The organism is Halomonas sp. PAMB 3264, assembly GCF_031954245.1.
Taxonomy (GTDB): domain Bacteria; phylum Pseudomonadota; class Gammaproteobacteria; order Pseudomonadales; family Halomonadaceae; genus Vreelandella.
The window spans coordinates 2,596,004-2,615,475 of the sequence record NZ_CP134866.1; the positions used below are offsets into that span (position 1 = coordinate 2,596,004).

General features: G+C 63.9%; 19 protein-coding genes. 12 read left to right on the forward strand and 7 right to left on the reverse strand.

Annotated features, from left to right (window positions below; all coding sequences use genetic code 11):
* The first annotated feature begins 41 nt into the window (after positions 1-41).
* The 8 genes from RN347_RS11755 (at position 42) to RN347_RS11790 (ending at position 8,339) form a co-directional block, all read left to right on the forward strand.
* Complete coding sequence (locus RN347_RS11755; RefSeq protein WP_311958334.1) at positions 42-692, forward strand: pseudouridine synthase; 651 nt, start codon at positions 42-44, stop codon at positions 690-692.
* A complete protein-coding gene (locus RN347_RS11760) occupies positions 689-1,126 on the forward strand; it encodes an NUDIX domain-containing protein (RefSeq protein WP_263586631.1) in 438 nt (145 codons plus the stop codon). The genes RN347_RS11755 and RN347_RS11760 overlap by 4 nt, the downstream gene beginning before the upstream one ends.
* Before the next feature lie 124 nt (positions 1,127-1,250).
* On the forward strand, positions 1,251-2,399 hold the full coding sequence (gene mnmA / locus RN347_RS11765; protein WP_409365756.1) for a tRNA 2-thiouridine(34) synthase MnmA: 1,149 nt from the start codon (positions 1,251-1,253) through the stop codon (positions 2,397-2,399).
* Complete coding sequence (hflD, locus tag RN347_RS11770) at positions 2,396-3,037, forward strand: high frequency lysogenization protein HflD (protein ID WP_263586629.1); 642 nt, start codon at positions 2,396-2,398, stop codon at positions 3,035-3,037. Before mnmA ends, hflD begins: the two co-directional genes overlap by 4 nt.
* A gap of 44 nt (positions 3,038-3,081) precedes the next feature.
* Entirely contained in the window at positions 3,082-4,467 is a 1,386-nt protein-coding gene (purB, locus tag RN347_RS11775) for an adenylosuccinate lyase (RefSeq protein WP_311958336.1), read from the forward strand.
* 39 nt (positions 4,468-4,506) lie between these two features.
* Complete coding sequence (locus RN347_RS11780; protein ID WP_311958337.1) at positions 4,507-5,682, forward strand: cupin domain-containing protein; 1,176 nt, start codon at positions 4,507-4,509, stop codon at positions 5,680-5,682.
* Positions 5,683-5,928: 246 nt separating this feature from the next.
* A complete protein-coding gene (locus tag RN347_RS11785) occupies positions 5,929-7,524 on the forward strand; it encodes an isocitrate lyase (protein WP_263586626.1) in 1,596 nt (531 codons plus the stop codon).
* A gap of 347 nt (positions 7,525-7,871) precedes the next feature.
* On the forward strand, positions 7,872-8,339 hold the full coding sequence (locus RN347_RS11790; protein WP_263586625.1) for a glycine zipper 2TM domain-containing protein: 468 nt from the start codon (positions 7,872-7,874) through the stop codon (positions 8,337-8,339).
* Positions 8,340-8,443: 104 nt separating this feature from the next.
* On the opposite strand, the gene RN347_RS11795 is transcribed toward RN347_RS11790, so the two are convergent.
* Positions 8,444-8,725 carry a hypothetical protein gene (locus RN347_RS11795; RefSeq protein ID WP_263586624.1) on the reverse strand — a complete coding sequence of 94 codons (282 nt, stop codon included), beginning with the start codon at positions 8,723-8,725 and terminating at the stop codon, positions 8,444-8,446.
* 181 nt (positions 8,726-8,906) lie between these two features.
* On the opposite strand from RN347_RS11795, the gene RN347_RS11800 reads away from it, so the two are divergent.
* Positions 8,907-9,389, forward strand: a complete 483-nt coding sequence (locus tag RN347_RS11800) for a peptidylprolyl isomerase (protein ID WP_252106700.1) — start codon at positions 8,907-8,909, stop codon at positions 9,387-9,389.
* A gap of 76 nt (positions 9,390-9,465) precedes the next feature.
* Here RN347_RS11800 and nikR read toward each other — a convergent pair whose 3' ends face one another.
* From nikR to RN347_RS11825, 5 genes are all read right to left on the reverse strand, one after another.
* On the reverse strand, positions 9,466-9,867 hold the full coding sequence (nikR, locus tag RN347_RS11805) for a nickel-responsive transcriptional regulator NikR (protein WP_263586623.1): 402 nt from the start codon (positions 9,865-9,867) through the stop codon (positions 9,466-9,468).
* A 10-nt stretch (positions 9,868-9,877) separates the two neighbouring features.
* Positions 9,878-11,068, reverse strand: coding sequence for an MFS transporter (locus RN347_RS11810; protein ID WP_263586622.1), 1,191 nt, complete (start codon positions 11,066-11,068; stop codon positions 9,878-9,880).
* Positions 11,069-11,129: 61 nt separating this feature from the next.
* Entirely contained in the window at positions 11,130-11,759 is a 630-nt protein-coding gene (locus RN347_RS11815) for a C40 family peptidase (RefSeq protein ID WP_263586621.1), read from the reverse strand.
* 87 nt (positions 11,760-11,846) lie between these two features.
* Positions 11,847-14,309 (reverse strand): YbeU/YbeR family protein, encoded by a 2,463-nt coding sequence (locus RN347_RS11820; protein WP_311958338.1) that lies wholly within the window; start codon positions 14,307-14,309, stop codon positions 11,847-11,849.
* A gap of 214 nt (positions 14,310-14,523) precedes the next feature.
* Positions 14,524-14,766 (reverse strand): GlsB/YeaQ/YmgE family stress response membrane protein, encoded by a 243-nt coding sequence (locus tag RN347_RS11825; protein WP_263586619.1) that lies wholly within the window; start codon positions 14,764-14,766, stop codon positions 14,524-14,526.
* Between the two features lie 196 nt (positions 14,767-14,962).
* Between RN347_RS11825 and RN347_RS11830 the strand changes: the two genes are divergently transcribed.
* From RN347_RS11830 to RN347_RS11840, 3 genes are all read left to right on the forward strand, one after another.
* Positions 14,963-15,835 carry a D-hexose-6-phosphate mutarotase gene (locus tag RN347_RS11830; RefSeq protein WP_311958339.1) on the forward strand — a complete coding sequence of 291 codons (873 nt, stop codon included), beginning with the start codon at positions 14,963-14,965 and terminating at the stop codon, positions 15,833-15,835.
* Between the two features lie 86 nt (positions 15,836-15,921).
* Entirely contained in the window at positions 15,922-17,310 is a 1,389-nt protein-coding gene (locus tag RN347_RS11835) for a YcjX family protein (RefSeq protein WP_263586617.1), read from the forward strand.
* On the forward strand, positions 17,307-18,332 hold the full coding sequence (locus RN347_RS11840; protein ID WP_311958340.1) for a TIGR01620 family protein: 1,026 nt from the start codon (positions 17,307-17,309) through the stop codon (positions 18,330-18,332). The genes RN347_RS11835 and RN347_RS11840 overlap by 4 nt, the downstream gene beginning before the upstream one ends.
* 15 nt (positions 18,333-18,347) lie before the next feature.
* Here RN347_RS11840 and RN347_RS11845 read toward each other — a convergent pair whose 3' ends face one another.
* On the reverse strand, positions 18,348-19,469 hold the full coding sequence (locus RN347_RS11845; RefSeq protein ID WP_311958341.1) for an ABC transporter ATP-binding protein: 1,122 nt from the start codon (positions 19,467-19,469) through the stop codon (positions 18,348-18,350).
* Between the last annotated feature and the right edge of the window lie 3 nt (positions 19,470-19,472).

Consider the following 19,472-nt stretch of genomic DNA (forward strand, 5'->3'; position numbering starts at 1 on the left):
ATGCGATTGTCGACAAATTCACCCCGCTTCAAGAGAGCCCGATGAGCACGCTCTATCTTCTGCACAAGCCCTATAAAATGCTGTCCCAGTTCACCGATAGTGAGGGGCGCGCGACACTCTCCGACGTGATCGACGTCCCCAACGTCTACGCCGCGGGGCGGCTGGACTACGACTCCGAAGGGCTGCTGCTGCTGTGCGACGACGGCGCGCTCATCCACCAGATCACCCATCCGCGCCACAAGCAACCCAAGACCTACTGGGTTCAGCTCGAAGGCGAGATCGACGACGAGGCACTCGCCGCGCTCAAGGCCGGCGTGACGCTAAAGGATGGCCCGACCCGCCCAGCCAAGGCCCGGCGCATCACCACCCCAGCGGTGGGATCGCGCGTCCCGCCCATCGAGCCCAAACGCCATCCAAACACCAGCTGGATCGAGCTGACCATCACCGAGGGGCGAAACCGCCAGGTGAGGCGCATGACCGCCCACGTCGGCTTTCCCACGCTGCGCCTGATTCGCGCGGCCATCGGCCACTGGCGCCTCGACGACCTGGCCCCCGGGCAGTGGCGTACCGAAACCCTGCACGCGCCGCAAAAGCCCGCTGCCAGAGGCGGTAAACAGAGCCCAAACAAGAAGTCACGCCAGGGCCAAGCGCCCCGCGCGGGTCAGAAACCAGGTCGAGGGCCACGCTCATGAAACGCATTCACACCACCGCGGCCTGCGTGATCGAGCGCGACGGGCGCTATCTGATGGTCGAGGAGGAGCGCGGCGGCCCGCACACGCTGTTCAATCAGCCGGCCGGTCACATCGAGCCCGGCGAAGGCCCGATGGCGGCGATTTTGCGCGAGGTCGAGGAAGAGACGGCCTGGCGAGTGCGCCTGAGCCACTATCTTGGCCTCGAGGTGTTCCACACCCCGGAGAAGACCTTTCATAGCCACGGCTTCATCGCCACGCCTGAGGTATGGCTCGCCACGCCGCTGGACCCTGACATCCTCGCCACTCACTGGCTAACCTTCGATGAAGTCAGACAGCTTGCGACCAACGAGCGGGTGCGAAGCCCGCTGGTGATCAAGCGTCTCGAGGCCGCCCGCGCCGGGCGCGTTTACCCCCTCGCCATCATCAGCGAGTGATGCCGCGACTGCCCGTATGACGCGGTGGGAAGCCGGCGTTTTACTCGGCGCCCTTTGACTCGAAGGCCAGCCCCCGCATCGTGTATAATCGCGGCCAACTGCATATCACTTGACGAGGATGGCAATGACATCCACACAGAACGCTTCCACTCCGGGCGCCGGATCGCCGGCCGCCGGCAAGGTGATCGTCGGCATGTCCGGCGGCGTCGACTCGTCGGTCTCGGCGCTTTTGCTGTTGCAGCAGGGCTATGAGGTCGAAGGCCTGTTCATGAAGAACTGGGACGAGGACGATGGCACCGAGTACTGCACCGCGAAGGAGGACCTGGCCGACGCTCAGGCCGTGTGCGACAAACTCGGTATCAAGCTGCATACCGCCAACTTCGCCGCGGAGTACTGGGACAACGTGTTCGAGCACTTTCTCGAGGAGTACAAGGCCGGACGCACGCCGAATCCGGACATCCTGTGCAACCGGGAAATCAAGTTCAAGGTGTTCCTCGACTACGCCGAAATGCTCGGCGCCGAGCTGATCGCCACCGGCCACTACGTGCGCCGCGGCGAGCGCGGCGGCCGTGCGCGGCTTCTGAAGGGGCTCGATACCAACAAGGATCAGAGCTACTTTCTGCACGCCGTACCCGAAGCCGCCATCGCCAGAACGCTCTTCCCCGTGGGCGAGCTCGAAAAGCCTGCGGTGCGCGCACTTGCCGAAGAGTTCGATCTCATCACGGCGAAGAAGAAGGACTCCACCGGTATCTGCTTTATCGGTGAGCGCCGCTTCAAGGACTTCCTGCAGCAGTACCTGCCCGCCCAGCCAGGCAAAATCGAAACCCTCAGTGGTGATGTCATCGGCGATCACATGGGCTTGATGTACTACACCCTGGGCCAGCGTCAGGGCCTGGGGATCGGGGGGTTGGCCAACTACTCCGAGGACCCCTGGTACGTGGCAGGCAAGGATCTCGAGCGCAACGTGCTCCAGGTCGTCCAGGGCAAAACCGACGAGCACCTTTATACCAACGCGCTCTGTACCGAGGCGATGGACTGGGTCGCCGGTCAAGCGCCGGTCGCCGAGGGCCGCTTCACCGCGAAAACGCGCTACCGCCAAAGCGACTGCCCCTGCGCCGTTCGCAGCCGCCCCGATGGCAGCGTCGAGGTCGTTTTCGACGACCCGCAGTGGGCGGTCACCCCGGGCCAGTCGCTGGTGCTCTACGACGGGGACGTTTGCCTGGGGGGCGGTGTGATCAGCGCGACCTGGAACGTTGCCGAGGTCGCCGCATGAGCTCGACCACACCGATTCATCGCGCCCCGGACTCCCCCTCCGCGCGCCAGACGCTGGCGTTGGCCGGCGTTTTCCAGGCGGCGAGTCTGGTCGACGAGCTGGCCCGCACCGGGCAGGTCGACACCCGCGCCTGGGAGACGCTGATCCACGCTACGCTCGACACCAATCCGGCCAGCTTCGAGGCGATCTACGGTGGCCATCCCAACAATCTGCGCCGCGGCCTCGAGACGCTCGAGGCGCTTTCCGGGCGCAAGCAGGCCAACCCGGTGGTGCTGCGCTACGGCTTCTCCATGTTGATGCTGATGAACAAGCTGCGCAGCGACACCGCGATGATGGACGCCCTGGGCGAGAAGCTCGCCCACGCCCAGCACCAGGCGGAGCACTTCGGCCCGACCCACGAAAACGTGATCGCAAGCCTGGGCGAAGCCTATCAACAGACGCTTTCGACGTTTAAAACGCGCATCGTCGTTCAGGGCGACCCGTCGCTTTTACAGACCCGCATGATGCCCGAGCGCGTACGAGCATGCCTGATGAGCGGCATTCGCTTTGCGCTCTTGTGGCACCAGCAGGGTGGGCGGCGCTGGAAGCTGGTGTTTCAGCGCAAGGCGCTGCGTCGCGCCCTCGATAGTTTCAATTAGGCCTTTGGCCCTCACGATCCCCCGTTATTTTTGGAAATCTTGCCATGCAACTCACCGCTTTGACCGCCCTCTCCCCCGTCGATGGCCGCTACGCCGACAAGGCTGCCGCGCTCAGGGAACACTTCAGCGAATTCGGCCTGATCCGCGCCCGCGTGATCGTCGAGGTGCGCTGGCTGCAGCGCCTGGCCGAACACGAGGGCATCGCCGAGGTCAGCCCGCTCTCGAGTGAAGCCACCGCGTTTCTTGAAACGCTGATCCGCGAGTTCTCGGTGGCGGACGCCGAGCGGATCAAGGAGATCGAGCGCACCACCAACCACGACGTCAAGGCGGTCGAGTACTTCCTCAAGGAGAAGATCGAGGGCAACGCGGAGCTTCACGCGGTGACCGAGTTCATTCACTTCGCCTGCACCAGTGAAGACATCAACAACCTCTCCTACGGCGTCATGCTCCTCGACGGCCTGAACGCCATGCTGCCGACGCTGCATCAGGTGGCCGACGAGATCGCCAAGCTCGCCGTCGCCCACGCCGGCGAGCCGATGCTCTCGCGCACCCACGGCCAGACCGCAAGCCCGACGACCCTGGGCAAGGAGATGGCCAACGTGGCGTACCGCCTGAAGCGCCAGCTCAAGCAGATCGAGGCCGTCGAGGTGCTGGGCAAGATCAACGGCGCGGTAGGCAACTACAACGCGCACCTGACGACCTACCCGGAGATCGACTGGGAAGCCAACGCGCGCACGTTCGTCGAAGGGTTGGGGCTTCGCTTCAACCCCTACACCACCCAGATCGAGCCGCACGACTACATCGCCGAGCTGTTCGACGCGATCGCCCGCTTCAACACCATTTTGATCGACTTCGACCGTGACGTCTGGGGCTACATTTCGCTTGGCTACTTCAAGCAGCGCACCGTGGAAGGCGAAATCGGCTCCTCCACCATGCCGCACAAGGTCAACCCGATCGACTTCGAGAACTCCGAGGGCAACCTGGGCTTGGCCAACGCGGTGCTCAACCACCTGGCCCAGAAGCTTCCGATCTCGCGCTGGCAGCGTGATTTGACCGACTCCACGGTGCTTCGAAACCTCGGCGTGGGCCTGGCCTACGCGCTGATCGGCTACCACGCGAGCCTGAAGGGCATCGGCAAGCTCGAGGCCAACCCGACGCGCTTGGCCGAGGATCTGGACAACAGCTGGGAAGTGCTCGCCGAGCCGATCCAGACCGTCATGCGCCGTTACGGGATCGAAAAGCCCTACGAAAAGCTCAAGGAGCTGACCCGCGGCAAGCGTATCGACCAGGCAGGCTTTGCCGCGTTCATCGACACGCTGGAACTACCCGCCGAGGTCAAACAGGAGCTGAAGGCGCTGTCGCCGGCAAGCTACATCGGCAACGCCCGTGCCCAGGCGCAAGCGCTGCCCGAGCGCCTGGATGCGCTGTAAGGCGCGCCGCTCAACCACCCGTTCACCAAGGATATCGCCATGAGCCACCGCAACGAGCCGCTGACCCTGCTGGGCGATCTGACGCCCGACGAGTTTTTGAAAAACTACTGGCAGCAGAAGCCGCTGCTGATTCGTGGTGCGATCCCGGATTTCGTCAGCCCGCTGGATCCGGACGAGCTGGCAGGCCTTGCCTGCGAGCCGGGCGTCGAGGCGCGGCTGGTCGAGGAGAACGGCCCCGACGGGCCCTGGCAGGTGAGCGCCGGGCCCTTCGATGACGCCACCTTCGAGCGCCTGCCGGCAAGCCACTGGAGCCTGCTGGTTCAGGCGGTGGATCACTACGTACCCGGCGTTGCCGCGCTGATGAAGGAGTTCGACTTTCTGCCCGGCTGGCGTCTGGACGACATCATGGTGAGCTACGCCCCGCCCGGCGGAAGCGTCGGTCCCCACGTCGACCAGTACGACGTGTTCCTGCTCCAGGGGCGCGGCCAGCGCCGCTGGCAGCTGGGTGGGCCGCAGCCGGACGACGCGCCGATCATCCAGGGCATCGATCTCAAGATTCTCGAGACCTTCGACATCGAGCCGGACTCCGACTGGACGCTGAACCCGGGCGACATGCTCTACCTGCCGCCGGGCTGGGCGCACCACGGCGTAAGCCAGACCGACAACTGCATGACGTATTCGGTCGGCTTTCGCGCGCTCTCTGCGGACGAGGCGATCACCTCTTTCGCCGACTATCTGGGCGAGCAGCTGCCCGGCTCGAAACGCTACAGCGACGCCGGCATGGCGCCTGTGGAGCATACCGGCGAACTCGACGACGCCGCCATCGAGCGGATGCGCCACTTCATCCTCTCGACGCTGGACCAGCCCAAAGAGCTCGCCCAGTGGTTCGGCCGGGCGATGACTCAACCAAAGTATATGGACCAGGTCATGCCGCTGGAGGAGCCGCTTGACGAAGAAGACCTTGTCGCGCAACTACACGCCGGCGAGCCGCTTTTCCACATGCCCGGCTCGCGCATCGCCTGGCGCACCGAGGCCGGGGTGACCACGCTATTCGCCGACGGCGACGGCCTGCCCTGTACCGAGCCCTTGGCGCGGCGCATCGCGGACCCGGCCCCGCTGTACGCCGATGTTCTCGAGCTCGACGGCGCCGCGGCGGTGCTCACCTACCTGGTCAACGCGGGTAGCCTTGCCTTCATGGATGACGACGACGAGTAGCGTCGATTTCAAAACCGTCACGCTCAAAGCGCCGCCTCCCAGCGGCGCTTTTTTTATGGTTGGTGAAAAAAAACGACCCAGTCGCGCCGTTCGCGTAATGCCGTGTCGTTTAACTACGACGACGTCTGCCCCGAAGTGTCAATTGCTGCGCTGCACCACCTTGTCGATAGTAAAGACACACCCGCCCCGACTGGCGCGGGAAACGCGGCCTAGGGGCCGACTGCGAACATGACCGGAGAGTGCGACATGACAGGACTTCTCGACGACATCAAGGCAATGGCTCAACTCAAGGAAGCCCAGGGCGGCAAGTGGAACGCCATCAAGCCCGAGTACGCCGCGCGAATGCGTGCCCAGAACCGCTTTCATACAGGGCTCGACATCGCCCGCTACACCGCGTCCATCATGCGCGCCGACATGGCGGCGTTCGATCAGGACCACGCCCAGTACACCCAATCGCTGGGCTGCTGGCACGGCTTCATCGGCCAGCAGAAGATGATCGCGATCAAAAAGCACTTCGGCTCCACCAAACGCCGCTATCTGTACCTGTCCGGCTGGATGGTCGCTGCGCTGCGCTCCGAGTTTGGGCCGCTGCCGGATCAGTCGATGCACGAAAAAACCTCCGTGGCCGCGCTGATCGAGGAGCTCTACACCTTTTTGAAGCAGGCCGACGCCTGGGAGCTCAACCACCTGTTTCGCCGGCTCGACGACGCCAAAGCGGCCGATGATCGCGGTCAAATCGAAACGCTGACCCGCCAGATCGACGAGCACGAAACCCACATCGTGCCGATCATCGCCGATATCGATGCCGGCTTTGGCAACGCCGAGGCCACCTACCTGCTGGCGAAGAAGTTCATCCTCGCTGGCGCCTGCTGTATCCAGCTGGAAAACCAGGTCTCCGACGAGAAGCAGTGTGGCCATCAGGATGGCAAGGTCACCGTGCCCCACGAGGATTTCCTCGCCAAGATCAACGCCGTTCGCTACGCGTTTTTGGAACTTGGGGTGGACGATGGCGTGATCGTTGCCCGCACCGACTCGCTCGGCGCCGGCCTGACGCAAAAGATCGCCGTGACCCACGCACCCAATGATCTGGGCGATCGGTACAACGCCTTTCTCGACGGCGAGGAGATCGCAAGCGCCGAGGAGATCCAGAACGGCGACGTGGTCATCAAACAAAACGGCAAGCTGGTCAAACCCAAGCGCTTGGCCTCAGGGCTTTACCAGTTCAAGCCCGGCAGCGGCGAGGATCGCGTGGTGCTCGACTGCATCACCAGCCTGCAAAACGGCGCCGATCTTCTGTGGATCGAAACCGAGAAGCCCCACGTTGGCCAGATCGCAGCCATGGTCGACCGTATCCGCGAGGTGGTGCCGGACGCCAAGCTCGTCTACAACAACTCGCCGTCGTTCAACTGGACGCTCAACTTCCGCCAGCAGGTGTTCGACGCCTGGCAGAAAGAGGGCAAGGACGTATCGGCCTATGAGCGCGACAAGCTGATGAGCGCCGAGTATGACGCCACCGAGCTTGGCAGGCTTGCCGACGACTGGACCCGCGACTTCCAGCGCAGTGCCGCGAAGGACGCCCACGTGTTCCACCACCTGATCACCCTGCCCACCTACCACACGGCGGCGCTCTCCACCGACAATTTGGCGAAGGGCTACTTCGGCGAGGAAGGCATGCTCGCCTACGTGGCTGGCGTCCAGCGCCAGGAGATTCGCCAGGGGATCGCCACGGTCAAGCATCAGGACATGGCCGGCTCGAACATCGGCGACGACCACAAGGAGTTCTTCCACGGTGACGCGGCGCTCAAGGCCGGAGGCAAGGACAACACCATGAATCAGTTCTAAGGCGCTTACCCAGCGGCGCGCTCGCCCCCACCCACGGCGCGCCGCTTTCGTTCAAGCCCCTTGTACAGCTCTTGCACAAAACGCCGGCGTTAACTAAAGTCTCAACGCGTCGCCGCGCTCGAAGCGTCGTGTCGAACGTATGAGGTTCGCCGCCCGCGTGCACGGCCTCTGCACACTGTTTGCTCGATTTGCCCACTCAAGCGCCAAATGTGACCTTTTTAAAGTTCAGTGACCTTTTTGACCCTTGGGTAGTCAAAGCGTGTAACTTTGGTTATTTTTAACGAACAGCGTTTGATAACCGTGACACTCAAAGCAGCCGCTCGCGCTGAGAGAACTGGAGGTTTTACATGAAACGACTTTTACCCGTTGCCGCCCTGAGTCTTTTGACCCTGGCCGGCTGTGCGAACACCGCCCCCTACTCCGGCGACGTCTACCGCGGTAACCAGGCCCAAACCGGCCAGAGCGTGAGCTACGGCACCATCGTCGCCATTCGCCCGGTTCAGATTCAGGCCGACAGCCGTGCGGGAGGCCTTCTGGGCACCGGTGGCGGCGCCATCATCGGTGGCCTTCTGGGTAGCCAGGTCGGTGGCGGTAGCGGCCGTCAATTGGCGACCGTCGCGGGTGCGCTGGGGGGCTCCGTGGCCGGCAGCTCCATCGAGGATCGCGCCAACCGCGTCAGGGCGCTGGAAATGGAAATTCGCCGCGATGATGGCAGCGATGTCGTGGTAGTTCAGCGCGCCGACCGCCAATTCCAGGCCGGCCAGCGAGTGCGCCTGATCGGTAGCGGTGGCAATCTGAGCGTGGCGCCCTACTAAGCGCTTCTCCAGCGTATGTACTGAACAGCAAAAGCCCGGCCAATGGCCGGGCTTTTAGCATGGGTGCTTTAATCCTGCGCCGGAATCGATGTGACGTGCCGAGATTAGTGCGACAGACCGCTCGCCCAGTTGGCGAGCTTCACCACGGCCAAACCGATCAGCGCGAGCAAGATGGCGACCAGCAGAATCTCGACCGGGTTGATCAGCGCGGTCGCGCCCAGCACGGCCAGCGCGATGATCCAGACGTAGCGGCTCTCGCCACGGCTTTTCAAGGCGGCAGGCAGTACCTTATCCAGCCCTTCACTGACGCCGTTGTCCCACCCCTTGTAGGCGAAATAGGCAATCAGAACAAAGGCAATAACCCATAAAATCATGACGGTGGTCATAAAAGCTCCCGGAAAAACGGTTTGAAGAAGCGCGAAAAAGTGAGGCTTAGAGTATCGCCGGGCTGTTTGACACGCAATACCGATCATTGTTCGAGAGGTCGAAAAACCGCTTCGCGCCCCCTGACAAGCGGGCTCACACACGTTACCATTATGGTACATGCACTCACCGAAAGGTTATTCAATGCAAATTGCGCAGAACTCGGTTGTCGCGTTCCACTACACCCTGACCAACGATGCAGGTGAAGTGCTAGACAGTTCTGAAGGCCGCGAGCCGCTGACCTATCTGCACGGCGCTGGCAACATCATTCCGGGCCTCGAAAAAGAGCTCGAAGGTCGTAATGAAGGCGAGAAGCTGAACGTCAAGGTAACTCCGGAAGAAGGTTATGGCGAAGTTCAAGAGCAGCTGATGCAGGAAGTGCCGCGTGATGCCTTCCAAGGCGTCGAGAGCGTCGAGCCGGGCATGCAGTTCCAGGCCCAGACCGAAGGCGGCCCGCTGATGGTCACCGTCAAGCAGGTCGAGGGTGACACGGTCGTTGTCGACGGCAACCACCCGCTGGCCGGCCAGCACCTGAACTTCGACGTTGAAATCGCCAACGTCCGCGAAGCAAGCCAGGAAGAAGTCGAGCACGGTCATGTACACGGCGAAGGCGGCGTCGAGCACTAAGCTCTTCCCATCTGACTCGACAGTGTAAAGGGCGGCCCTCGGGCCGCCCTTTTTGCGTCTACTCAAAGCTACTTGCTCAGACTTCCGGAATCAGCACCAGCTGGCCGTGGCGCACGCTGCGCGACGAGGTCACTTCGTCGGAAAACTGCTGCAGCGCCTGGCCGCTGCCTTTCAAGAGCGCCACTTCCAGGCAGCTGTCGGCATTGATATGCACGTGAAGCGTCGAGAGCGTCAGATCATGATGGTCGTGGGAGTGGCGCGTCAGGCGCTTGGAAAGCTCGCGAGCGCCGTGATCATAGACATAGACGAGCGCGCCCATATAGGTCGCCTCCGGCGTCGCCTCGGCCTTGAGCCGGTTGAGCCCGCTTCGCGCTAGATCGCGAATCGCCTCGGAGCGGTTCTGGTAGCCCCGTGCATGCATGAGCGCATCCACGTCCCTGACCAGGTCGTCGTCCAGAGTGAGCGTTACTCGCTGCATACAGGTCTCTCTATCGCTGGTTTTCGCGCCGCTCGAACCGGTAAAGGCCAAGCGCAATGAAAAAGGTAACGCCCAGCAGCAGCCAGGAGCCAACCGCCACGCCCGACCACTGCGCCCAGCGCCAAAACGGCTCGAGCCAGAACCCGCCGACGCTCGCCCCCAGGTAGTAAAACACCAGATAGAGCGCCGAGGCGCTGCCGCGCGCGCCCTGAGCGTAGCGTCCTACCCAGCCCGAGGCCAGCGAGTGGCAAAGAAAAAAGCCAAAGGCGTTGATCAATAGCCCCAGCATCACTAGCCACAGCGGCGATAAGAGCGTCACTCCGGTGCCCAGCATCAAAATGAGAATACCCGCGCCCATGCAACGTGCCGGCGAAAAGCGCTGCGCCAGCCGCCCCGATACCGTCGAGCCGAAGGTGCCGCCGAGATAGGTCAGAAAGATCAGCCCCAGGGCGCCGGCGGCGAGCTGATAAGGTGGCGCCGCCAAGCGAAAGGTGATGTAGCTGTACTGGTTGATGAATATAAGAAAGTTGAGCCCTCCCAGCACGTAGGCGGCCAGCAGCACCGGCGTGCGAAGATGGCCGGCCAAATCCCGCAGCGCCTGGCGAAGCTCGAAGGGCTTGGGCACGAATGCCTTGCTATTGGGTAACAGCCGCCAAAAAAGCAGACAGCCCAGTAGCGTCATCGTCCCGACCGTCAAAAACGCCGCGGCCTCGCCGCCAAGCGTCGCGGCGAAGCCGCCGACCACGCGCCCGCTGATGCCGCCCAGGGAGTTGGCGCCGATATAGAGCCCCACGGCGCTCAAAAGCGCCGGCTTGTCGAACTCGTCACCCATCCAGGCGATGGCCACCGCCGGCAGCCCGCCGAGCACGAAGCCTTGAATGAGCCTTAGTAGCAGTAGCGTCTCGAAATTGGGCGCCGCGGCCAGCAGCAGCGACAGCGCGCCGGCGGCTACCAGCGTCACGCGCATGATCGTCTCGCGGCCGATCGCGTCCGACAGCGGCCCAAAAATCAAGAGCGCAAACGCCAACGACAGAGTCGCGGCGGACATCAGAAGGCTTACGCCGAGGGTGGAGACCTCAAACGTCGTCTTGAGCGCCGGCAGCAGCGGCTGGGGCACGTAAAGATTGATGAAGACGAGAAAGGAGCCCAGGCAGAGCGCCGCCGTGGCGCGCCACCAGGCACGGGTTTTAGCCTCGATCATCGCACGTCCATCGACGAAAACGCCCGGCCGCTGGCCACCGCTTCATCCATCCCCGTAAGAATTAGAAACCGCCCAGGCTTGCCAGGTGCGTGGGCTCCAGCGCGCGGCGCGACTGCCAGTAGTAGCGCTGCCAGTAGCTGTTTTGCATGCTCGAAATGATCACGCCCTGGGAGGAGGAGGCGTGCATGAAGTAGCCGTCCCCCATGTAGATGCCGACGTGGTTGTAGGGGCCGGGGGGTCGGAAGAAGACCAGATCGCCCGCCTGAAGCTCCTGGCGGTCGATCAAGCGTCCCTCGTGGACCTGATCGGTGGTGGATCTTGGCAGATCCCGGTTGAACGCATCGCGGTAAATGTTTCGAACGAAGCCGGAGCAGTCCACCCCGCGCTGGGTGGTGCCGCCGATCCGGTAAGGGGTGCCGGACCATCGCTCGTGCTGGGCGAGCAGCGCGTTCTTGATCATCATTGGTGGAGGGGTCTGGACACTGCTTAGCGAGTTCAGGGGATTGTCGACGGACGACATTTGCGCGTTCTGGCCATTTTTAAGCCCGGGAAGCGACATGGCAAAGTAGTCGTCCGGGGGCTCTACACCGTGGCGGGATTGGGAACCGGCACACCCTGCTAACAAGGAAAAAATTACACAAGCGCCCACTACACGGGCAGCTGTCACAGACCAGTGTGGCAACGAAACCATGCAAACAACCCCTTGAATTAATGACCCGAAACCAAGCTTTTTTTCTAGCCAAGGACTATAAGCCAATTACAGGCCCTTTGGCGAGCCTCAATGTAATATCCGCTGGTCCCCCGGGAGCGTATCGATATGCAGCGGCGCAAAGTGGCGCGGGCGGGTGCCGGGAAAATCCAGGCTGGTCCAGGGGCCGGCAAGAATCGGCGCGCCGCTGAGCCAGGCGACCATGGCTTGGCGAAAGCCCGCCAGAAACTCCTCGCGCTCCGGGGTTTCGCCCATGAAAAAGGAGAAGCCAGCGTACATGCCCGCCGCGTACTCCTGCCAGCCCGCGTAGTGGGTATCGGCGAGCTGATAGGCGCGGTCCAGCGTGCGGTTGAAGGCGTCCCGGTCGAGCCACCCAAGCTGGCGCCCGGCGATCGCCAGATCCATGAGCTGGGCGATGTCCCAGGCGGCCATGTCGACATCGTTGCAGCCGTCCTCGTTGTCACGCACCCGGCGAAGGCGCAGAAGGTGGTGGCGCTCCTCCTCCACGCACTCGCCGGACTCCAGAATGGCGATCTCGCTTTCGAGCCGCTCCGGGTTCAAGGTATAGGGCGCGTAGTTGATCTGATACTCCTGACGATCACCGGACTCGAGCATGAAGCCGAGAAAATCCTGCATGTCGGCGGCGCTCGACAGGTGGTAGTGGGTGTCGACCCACTCGCGAATCGAGGCCTTTTCGCGCTCACTCTCGATCTGAGGCTCGCTCCACACGGCGCTATTGAGCGGGCCGACCAGCGCCATGGCGGTGAAGTGGGTAAGGCTTGGCCGCTCGCCGGGCTCACGCCAGCTCCCCGGGTGCCAGTCCAGCCAGTAGAAAAGACTGCCCGGATCGTCCAGATGCCAGGCGATCTCGCCGATCAGCGAGTCGTGCTCGGGCTCCGGCAAACACCCTTCCCAGGCGAACCAGGCTTCCAGCAGGTGTTTGGGCGAGGGATAAAAGCGGCACAGGCAGCTCTTGAGAGCGTCGGCGTACTCGGTCAGCGCCTTGCTTTCGAACAGGTGGCTATCAAAGGCCATGTAAAGATAGAAAGCGAACTTCTCGGCCATGTGAATGGTCGCGGCGTGGCGGCTGACGCCCTTGAGGCTTTGAAGCTGGCGGGCGTCGTCGACGCTCGGGCGGCCAAAGAGGGTTTGCGCCGGCGGCATGACGCCGTGCACGGCGTCGGCGGCGAGCTGGTTCAGGTGGTGCGCCTGGGCGGGCAGCCAGTAGCGCTCAAGCGCCCCGGCGCCCTCGTCGGCGTGCAGCGACAGCGCGTCCTGCAAATAGAGTGCGGCATCAGCGCGACGCTTCTCGCCCATGAAGGCACCCGGGTCGACCTGGCGCAGCAGCGCATCGGGTTCGCGCACGCTCGCCAGCGCCAGCAGCCAGTGGTGGCCGCTGGCGCGAAAGCCCTTGATGCGCGTGCGCGAGGCGCTTTGGGTGGCACTATCCAGCAGCGCGTTGGGGGCGATGTCCCAGGGGCTGCAGGCCGCCTTCAGCAGCAGCGTGGCATGGGCCCCCGGGGTCATGTCGCGCCGATCGATGCCCTCGAACAGGCTCTGACCACGCCGATAAGCGGCCAGTAGCGCCGGCCAATCGCCATAGCGCTGGCCAATCAAATCGGCGCTGTGGGCGGCGATGTCGTCCGCCTCGGCCTGGCTCAACAGCCCGCTACAGGCCCCGGCCCAGGCGAGTTCGACGATGCGCAGCCAGTCCCAGCCAGCCCAGTCGAAGGGCTCGTTCTGGCTGACGAACTGCACCAGCACCGGCGCATAGGCGGAGTCGTCGTCGGCGCCGCGCTGCCACTCCAGGCGCTGTGCCTGGTCCATTTCGAGCAGCTCCCGGGCTTCGATATCCCAGCGCTGGCGATCGCCCTGGGCGCTGAGCCAGAGCACCACACCCAACAGTTGGTCGCGATCGTCGACCTGCCATACCCGCGAGAGCCACTGGCGCGCCTCGGGCCAGTCGCCGGGGGTGGCCGGGTAGCACATCACCGGATGAAACAGCGCGCCGAGCCGCCAGGGCCGAGTGCCCGGCGCTTGGGGCCAGAGTGCATTCGGGGCCGGCGCCTTTACAAGCGCCTGCTCGAACGCTTCCCAGCTGACCGTGTCCGCCTCGTTTTCGCGTTGGGTCAGCGTTTGGCAGGCGTCCAGAAAACGCTCGTGGGCGCGCCTGGAGGCACGCTCGCCAAACGCCAGGCGCAAATCGCGAAGCCAGCTGCGCAGGTCGTGATACTCGCCGCCGATCCGGCGCATGACGTGGTGCGCCCAGGTACAGGCCTGCGCTTGTGTAATCCAGCCGGCGGCGCCAGCCAGCGCGCTGTACTCGAGTGCGCCCAGCAGATGGTATGCCGGGGCGCTCGTTGCCCCCAGCCCGTGCAAAAACGTCTCCACCAGCTCGCCGCGGTGGGAAATACCCAGTGCCTTGAGCCGTTTTTCGGCTTGTACGCTATCCAGCGCTAAAGGATGCGCGGTGGTCACCCCGTCGCACAGCAAAAGCTGTTGGGCCCACCAGGCGGTTAATGCATCGGACAAAAGACACCTCGAAAACGACACTCGGCAACGCGCCGGCACAAAGCGCCCTAGTGTAACGGAAACTGCAGTCCAGGCCGATAGCGCGCTTGAGGGTTTACACAAAAACACCGCCCCGGAGTAGGCTCCGGGGCGGTGTTTTTAAACGCTTGGAAACGTCTCGCCGGTTGGAACGGGCGCCGCTTTAGCGGCCCCCTTTATCCGGCCTTGTTCAGGCTTACGCCTTGCGTACCTTGCTGATGACCCACAAGAGCACGACAGCGCCTACGGTCGCGGTGACCAGCGAGCCGATGAAGCCACCGGCGGAAAGTCCCAACAGGCTGAACAAAAAGCCGCCGATCACCGCCCCTATGATCCCCACGCCAATGTTCGCGATGATGCCAAAGCCGCCACCGCGCATGATGTTGCCGGCGATCCAGCCAGCCAGACCACCAATGATAAGCCACGCTAAAAAGCCCATAATACCTCCCTGGTTTTTCGATATAGGCGCCGGTTTTACCTACCGGGCGCGCTTGTCCTAACATAGCACACAGTCACCGCGATGCGCCTGGTTTATGTGCAAGGCGGCTTAGGCCGTGTGAAGGCTTGAGACCGCCTGGCGTATCGGCCCACTACCCGCTCTGCACCACCACTATTCATTCTCCAAAGGAACGCCCATGATCCCCGATTCGCTGCAAACGCTCGTCGACGACGTCGACGGTCAGTCCAACGCCCGGTGGCAAGACCGCGAGGTCGTCGTCTTCAACATGGCGTGGGGGGAGATGGTCGTGAGCCTGCAAGGCGCCCAGGTGCTGCACTTCAAACCAAAAGGCGATAGCGCCGCCTGGCTTTGGGTCACACCGACGCCTGCAGCGCTTCCCGACACCATTCGCGGCGGTATTCCGCTGTGCTGGCCCTGGTTCGCCGATGAACGCTACGCCGACGAGTCACCCGAGCGCGACGGCCCTTTCCACGGTCTGGCCCGCCAGGCGCCGTGGCGCCTCGACGCGGTGGACGAGCACGCCGAAGGCATCGAGGTGCATCTCTCCCCTAATGATCGCCTGCACAGCCTGCTCACCGCGCGGGTCGTCATTCAGGCCAACGCCCAGCGTCTAAACGTCGAGCTGATCAGCGAGAACATCGGCGAGACGCCGGTGAAGATGAGCGGCGCGCTGCATACATATCTCGGCGTGGCGCACACCCACCAGTGCCGCCTGGAAGGCCTGGCCGGGGCGCGCTACCTGGACAAGCTCAAGGACTTCGCCGAGGCCGAGCAGCAGGGCGTGCTCGCCGTACACGGCCCGGTCGATCGCATTTATCACACCAACGAAGCGGTTGCGCTGAGTGACGGTGAGCGCACCCTGCGCGTAGCGAAGCAGTCGAGCGATTCAACCGTCGTGTGGCACCCGGGCGATGCCCTGCCCGCGGACACGCCGCAGGAGGCCGGCTTTCGCTTTGTCTGCGTGGAAGCTGCCAACACCCGCCTCGACCCGGTGTGGCTGGTGCCCGGCGCGCAGCACCTGTTAGGCACGACACTGAGTCTGGACTAACCCTCGCCGTTAATCGCCGGTTAATCAGCGCTTTGCTAAGCTTGAAAGCATCACCTGTCGATCGTTCACCGCAAGGAACCACTCGCATGCCCCAGCCGTTAAGTCGGGAGCTCAACAACCTGTTGGAGCGCGGCCGTGACCGCCAGCTAAGACTTGCCGTCACGGGGCTCTCTCAGGCCGGCAAAACGGCGTTTTTGACCTCGCTGGTCAACCAGCTTCGTCACGCGGGTCTTGAGGCGAAACTCGATCTGCTGCCCGCCGCCCGGGAAGGGCGACTTTTGGGCGCCAAGCGGCTCAACCAGCCAGACTTGGGCGTGCCGCGCTTTCCTTATGACCCTGGCATGGCCGCGCTCGACGACACGCCGCCGCGCTGGCCGGCGCCGACCCGAGGTATCAGCGAACTGCGCCTGGAGCTTCGCTTCAAGCCGGCGCAAAACGGCTGGTTCACGCCGGAGACCGCTAAGCTGACGCTGGATCTGTTCGACTATCCCGGTGAGTGGCTTCTGGATCTGCCGCTTCTGCAGCACGATTTCTACAGCTGGTGTCAGGCCCAGGCGCAGCACCAGGGCCCGCACCGCCGGGCGCTATTCAATGAGTGGTACGCCTCGATAGAGGCGCTCGACCCGGCCAAACCGGTCGACGAAACCACGCTTGCCAGCATCTCCAAGCAGTACGCCGACGGGCTCAAGCGCGCCAAGCAGGCAGGCTTTTCGGATCTCCAGCCGGGCCGCTTTCTGCTGCCCGGCGAGCTCGAGGACGCACCGGTATTACAGTTTTTCCCGCTGCCAGATTTGACTCAGCCCCAGGAGACCCTGGACACGCTGCCCGATGAAAGCCTCTACGCCACGCTCAAGGCGCGCTTTCGCTACTACCAGCAGCAGGTGGTACGCCCCTTCTACCGCGACCATTTTCGCCGTTTTGACCGCCAGATCGTGCTGGTCGACGTGCTGGGCGCGCTCAACGCCGGGCCCGAGCGCTTCGAGGATTTATCGAACGCCCTTGGCCAGCTGATGCAGAGCTTCAACTACGGCAAGCGCAGCCTGCTCACGCGGATGTTCGCCCCGAAAATCGACCGGCTCGCGATCGCCGCGACCAAGGCGGACCACGTCACGCCCGATCAGCACGCAAACGTAGTCACGCTTCTCGAGAGCCTTCTGGCCGAGCCGCTGAAGGATCTGCGCTACGCCAACGTGCCGGTCAAGGCGTTTTCACTGGCCGCCATTCGCGCGACCCAATCCCGTGAAGTGCAGGAGAACGGCAAGCGCACCCCGGCGCTTAGAGGCACGACCCTCGAGGGTGAGGACGTGCTGCTCTACCCGGGTGACGTGCCGAGCCGGCTGCCCACCGCCGAGTTCTGGCAGCGCCAGGGCTTCGACTACCCGAGCTTTCGCCCGATGAGCCGCAACACCGATGCGCTCGATCACATCCGCATGGACGCCGCCCTCGACTGGCTGATTGGAGACAAGCTGCAATGACCACCCCCAACCCGCGCCGCCAGTTCAGCCTCGACGACACGCCGCTGGATGATGAGCCGCTGCGCACCCACGAGCGCTTCGACCCGCTGCGCGAGGACCACCCGTTGACCGAGCCCGAGGCCCGCGCCCTGCCCGAGGCTAACCTGGGCGCGCCACGCAAGCGCCGCTGGGGGCTGATGTTCGCGCTGATCGGTGCAGGCGGGCTGGGGGCCGCCGAGTTCGCCACCGGCATTCCCGACGCCATCGAGGGCTCGGCCTGGCTAAGCGTGGCCTGGCAAGCGTTTGGTTTGGGGCTGATCACGCTGGGCGGCGCGTCGCTGGTCAAGGAGCTTGGCCGGCTCAAGCGCCTCAAGCGTCACGATCGGCTGCGCGAGGAGCTGGCCACGCTCCCCCACTGCTCCTCCGAGCAGTCGAAGGCGCTTGCCGAGAAGCTGAAAGTCCAGCTCAAGCTCAGTGACGACGACCCGCACTGGCAGGCATTCACGCGCGCCTGCCAGCCGCACCACAGCGGCGCGGAGGTACAAACACTGCTTTGCTATCACCTGCTCGCGCCCCGGGATCGCCGCGCGCAGCAGCTGATCACGCGCATGTCCGGTGAGACGGCGCTGATGGTGGCGATCAGCCCGCTGACGCTGGTGGACATGGCGCTGGTCGCTTGGCGAAGCCTCGCCATGGTCGACCGGCTCTGCCGGCTTTACGGGCTGGAGCTTGGCTACGCCAGTCGCCTGCGCCTGTTTCGCAACGTCCTGCACAACATGGCCTTCGCCGGCGCCACTGAGCTTGCCTCCGATGTCAGCATGGACATGCTCTCGCTCGACTTGACCGCCAGGCTATCAACGCGCGCCGGTCAGGGCTTGGCCACCGGGCTCTTGAGCGCCCGCCTGGGGCTTCGCGCCCAGCGCCTGTGCCGGCCGTTGGCGTTCAGCGCCGAAGAGCAGCCCCAGCTCTCCGATCTGCGCCAGTCGCTTTGGCGCCAGCTCAAACGGGCCGACAAGGAGCCCGCCCCGCGCGCTGAGCGCTAAGCGGAAACGAGTGCGTCAGGCGATACGCTGTTCGCTATCGGCATCGAACATGACCGCCCGGCTCATGTCGACTCGAAGCGCCAGCCGATCCCCCGGGGCAACCCTGCACTTGGGGCCGACTCGGGCGGTGACTTCCTCTTCGCCCAGCGGCAGGCGCAGCAGAATGTCCGCCCCGGTCGGCTCGACCACGCTGACCGTCGCCGCCATTGGCGTGCCCTCTGCCTGGGTGCCGAGGCGCGCGTCCTCCTCGCTGAAATGCTCCGGGCGCAGGCCGAGAATCACCGTTTTACCGATCCGCTCGGCAAGCGCTTCGGTTGTCCGCGCCGCGGGCCAGGGGAGCGTCAGGCGCTCCTCGCTCGGGGTCTCGATACGCAGTTGAACCCCGCCATCTTGTTGCTCGAGCGTGGCGCGAATGAAGTTCATCGAGGGCGAGCCCATAAAGCCCGCCACGAACATGTCCACCGGGTCGTTATAGACCTCGTCGGGCGAGCCCAGCTGCAGGATGTGCCCGTCACGCATCACCGCGATCTTGTCCGCCAGCGTCATCGCCTCGACCTGGTCGTGGGTGACGTAAACGATGGTGGTGCCCAGGCGCTGGTGGAGCTTCTTGATCTCGGTGCGCATATCCACGCGCAGCTTGGCGTCCAGGTTCGACAGCGGCTCGTCGAACAGATACACCTTGGGCTCGCGCGCCAGCGCCCGCCCCATCGCCACCCGCTGGCGCTGCCCGCCGGAGAGTTGGGCGGGCTTGCGCTCCAGAAGGTGCGAGATCTGCAGAAGATCGGCCACCCGCTCCACCGCCTCGAAGCGCTCGGCCTTCGGCACCTTGCGCATCTCGAGACCGAAGCTGATGTTCTGGCGCACCGTCATGCTCGGGTAGAGCGCGTAGGACTGGAACACCATGGCGATATCCCGCTCGGCGGGGGTGCGCCCGGTCACGTCCTCGCCGTCGATACGGATATACCCGCTGGTCACCGGCTCGAGCCCGGCAATGGCGTTCATGAGCGTCGACTTGCCACAGCCGGACGGCCCCACCAGTATCAGAAACTGTCCCGACTCGATGGAAAGGCTCACGTCCTTGAGCACCCGCTCGCGGCCGAACTCCTTGCGTACCTGGTCGATTTCAAGCGCTGCCATAAA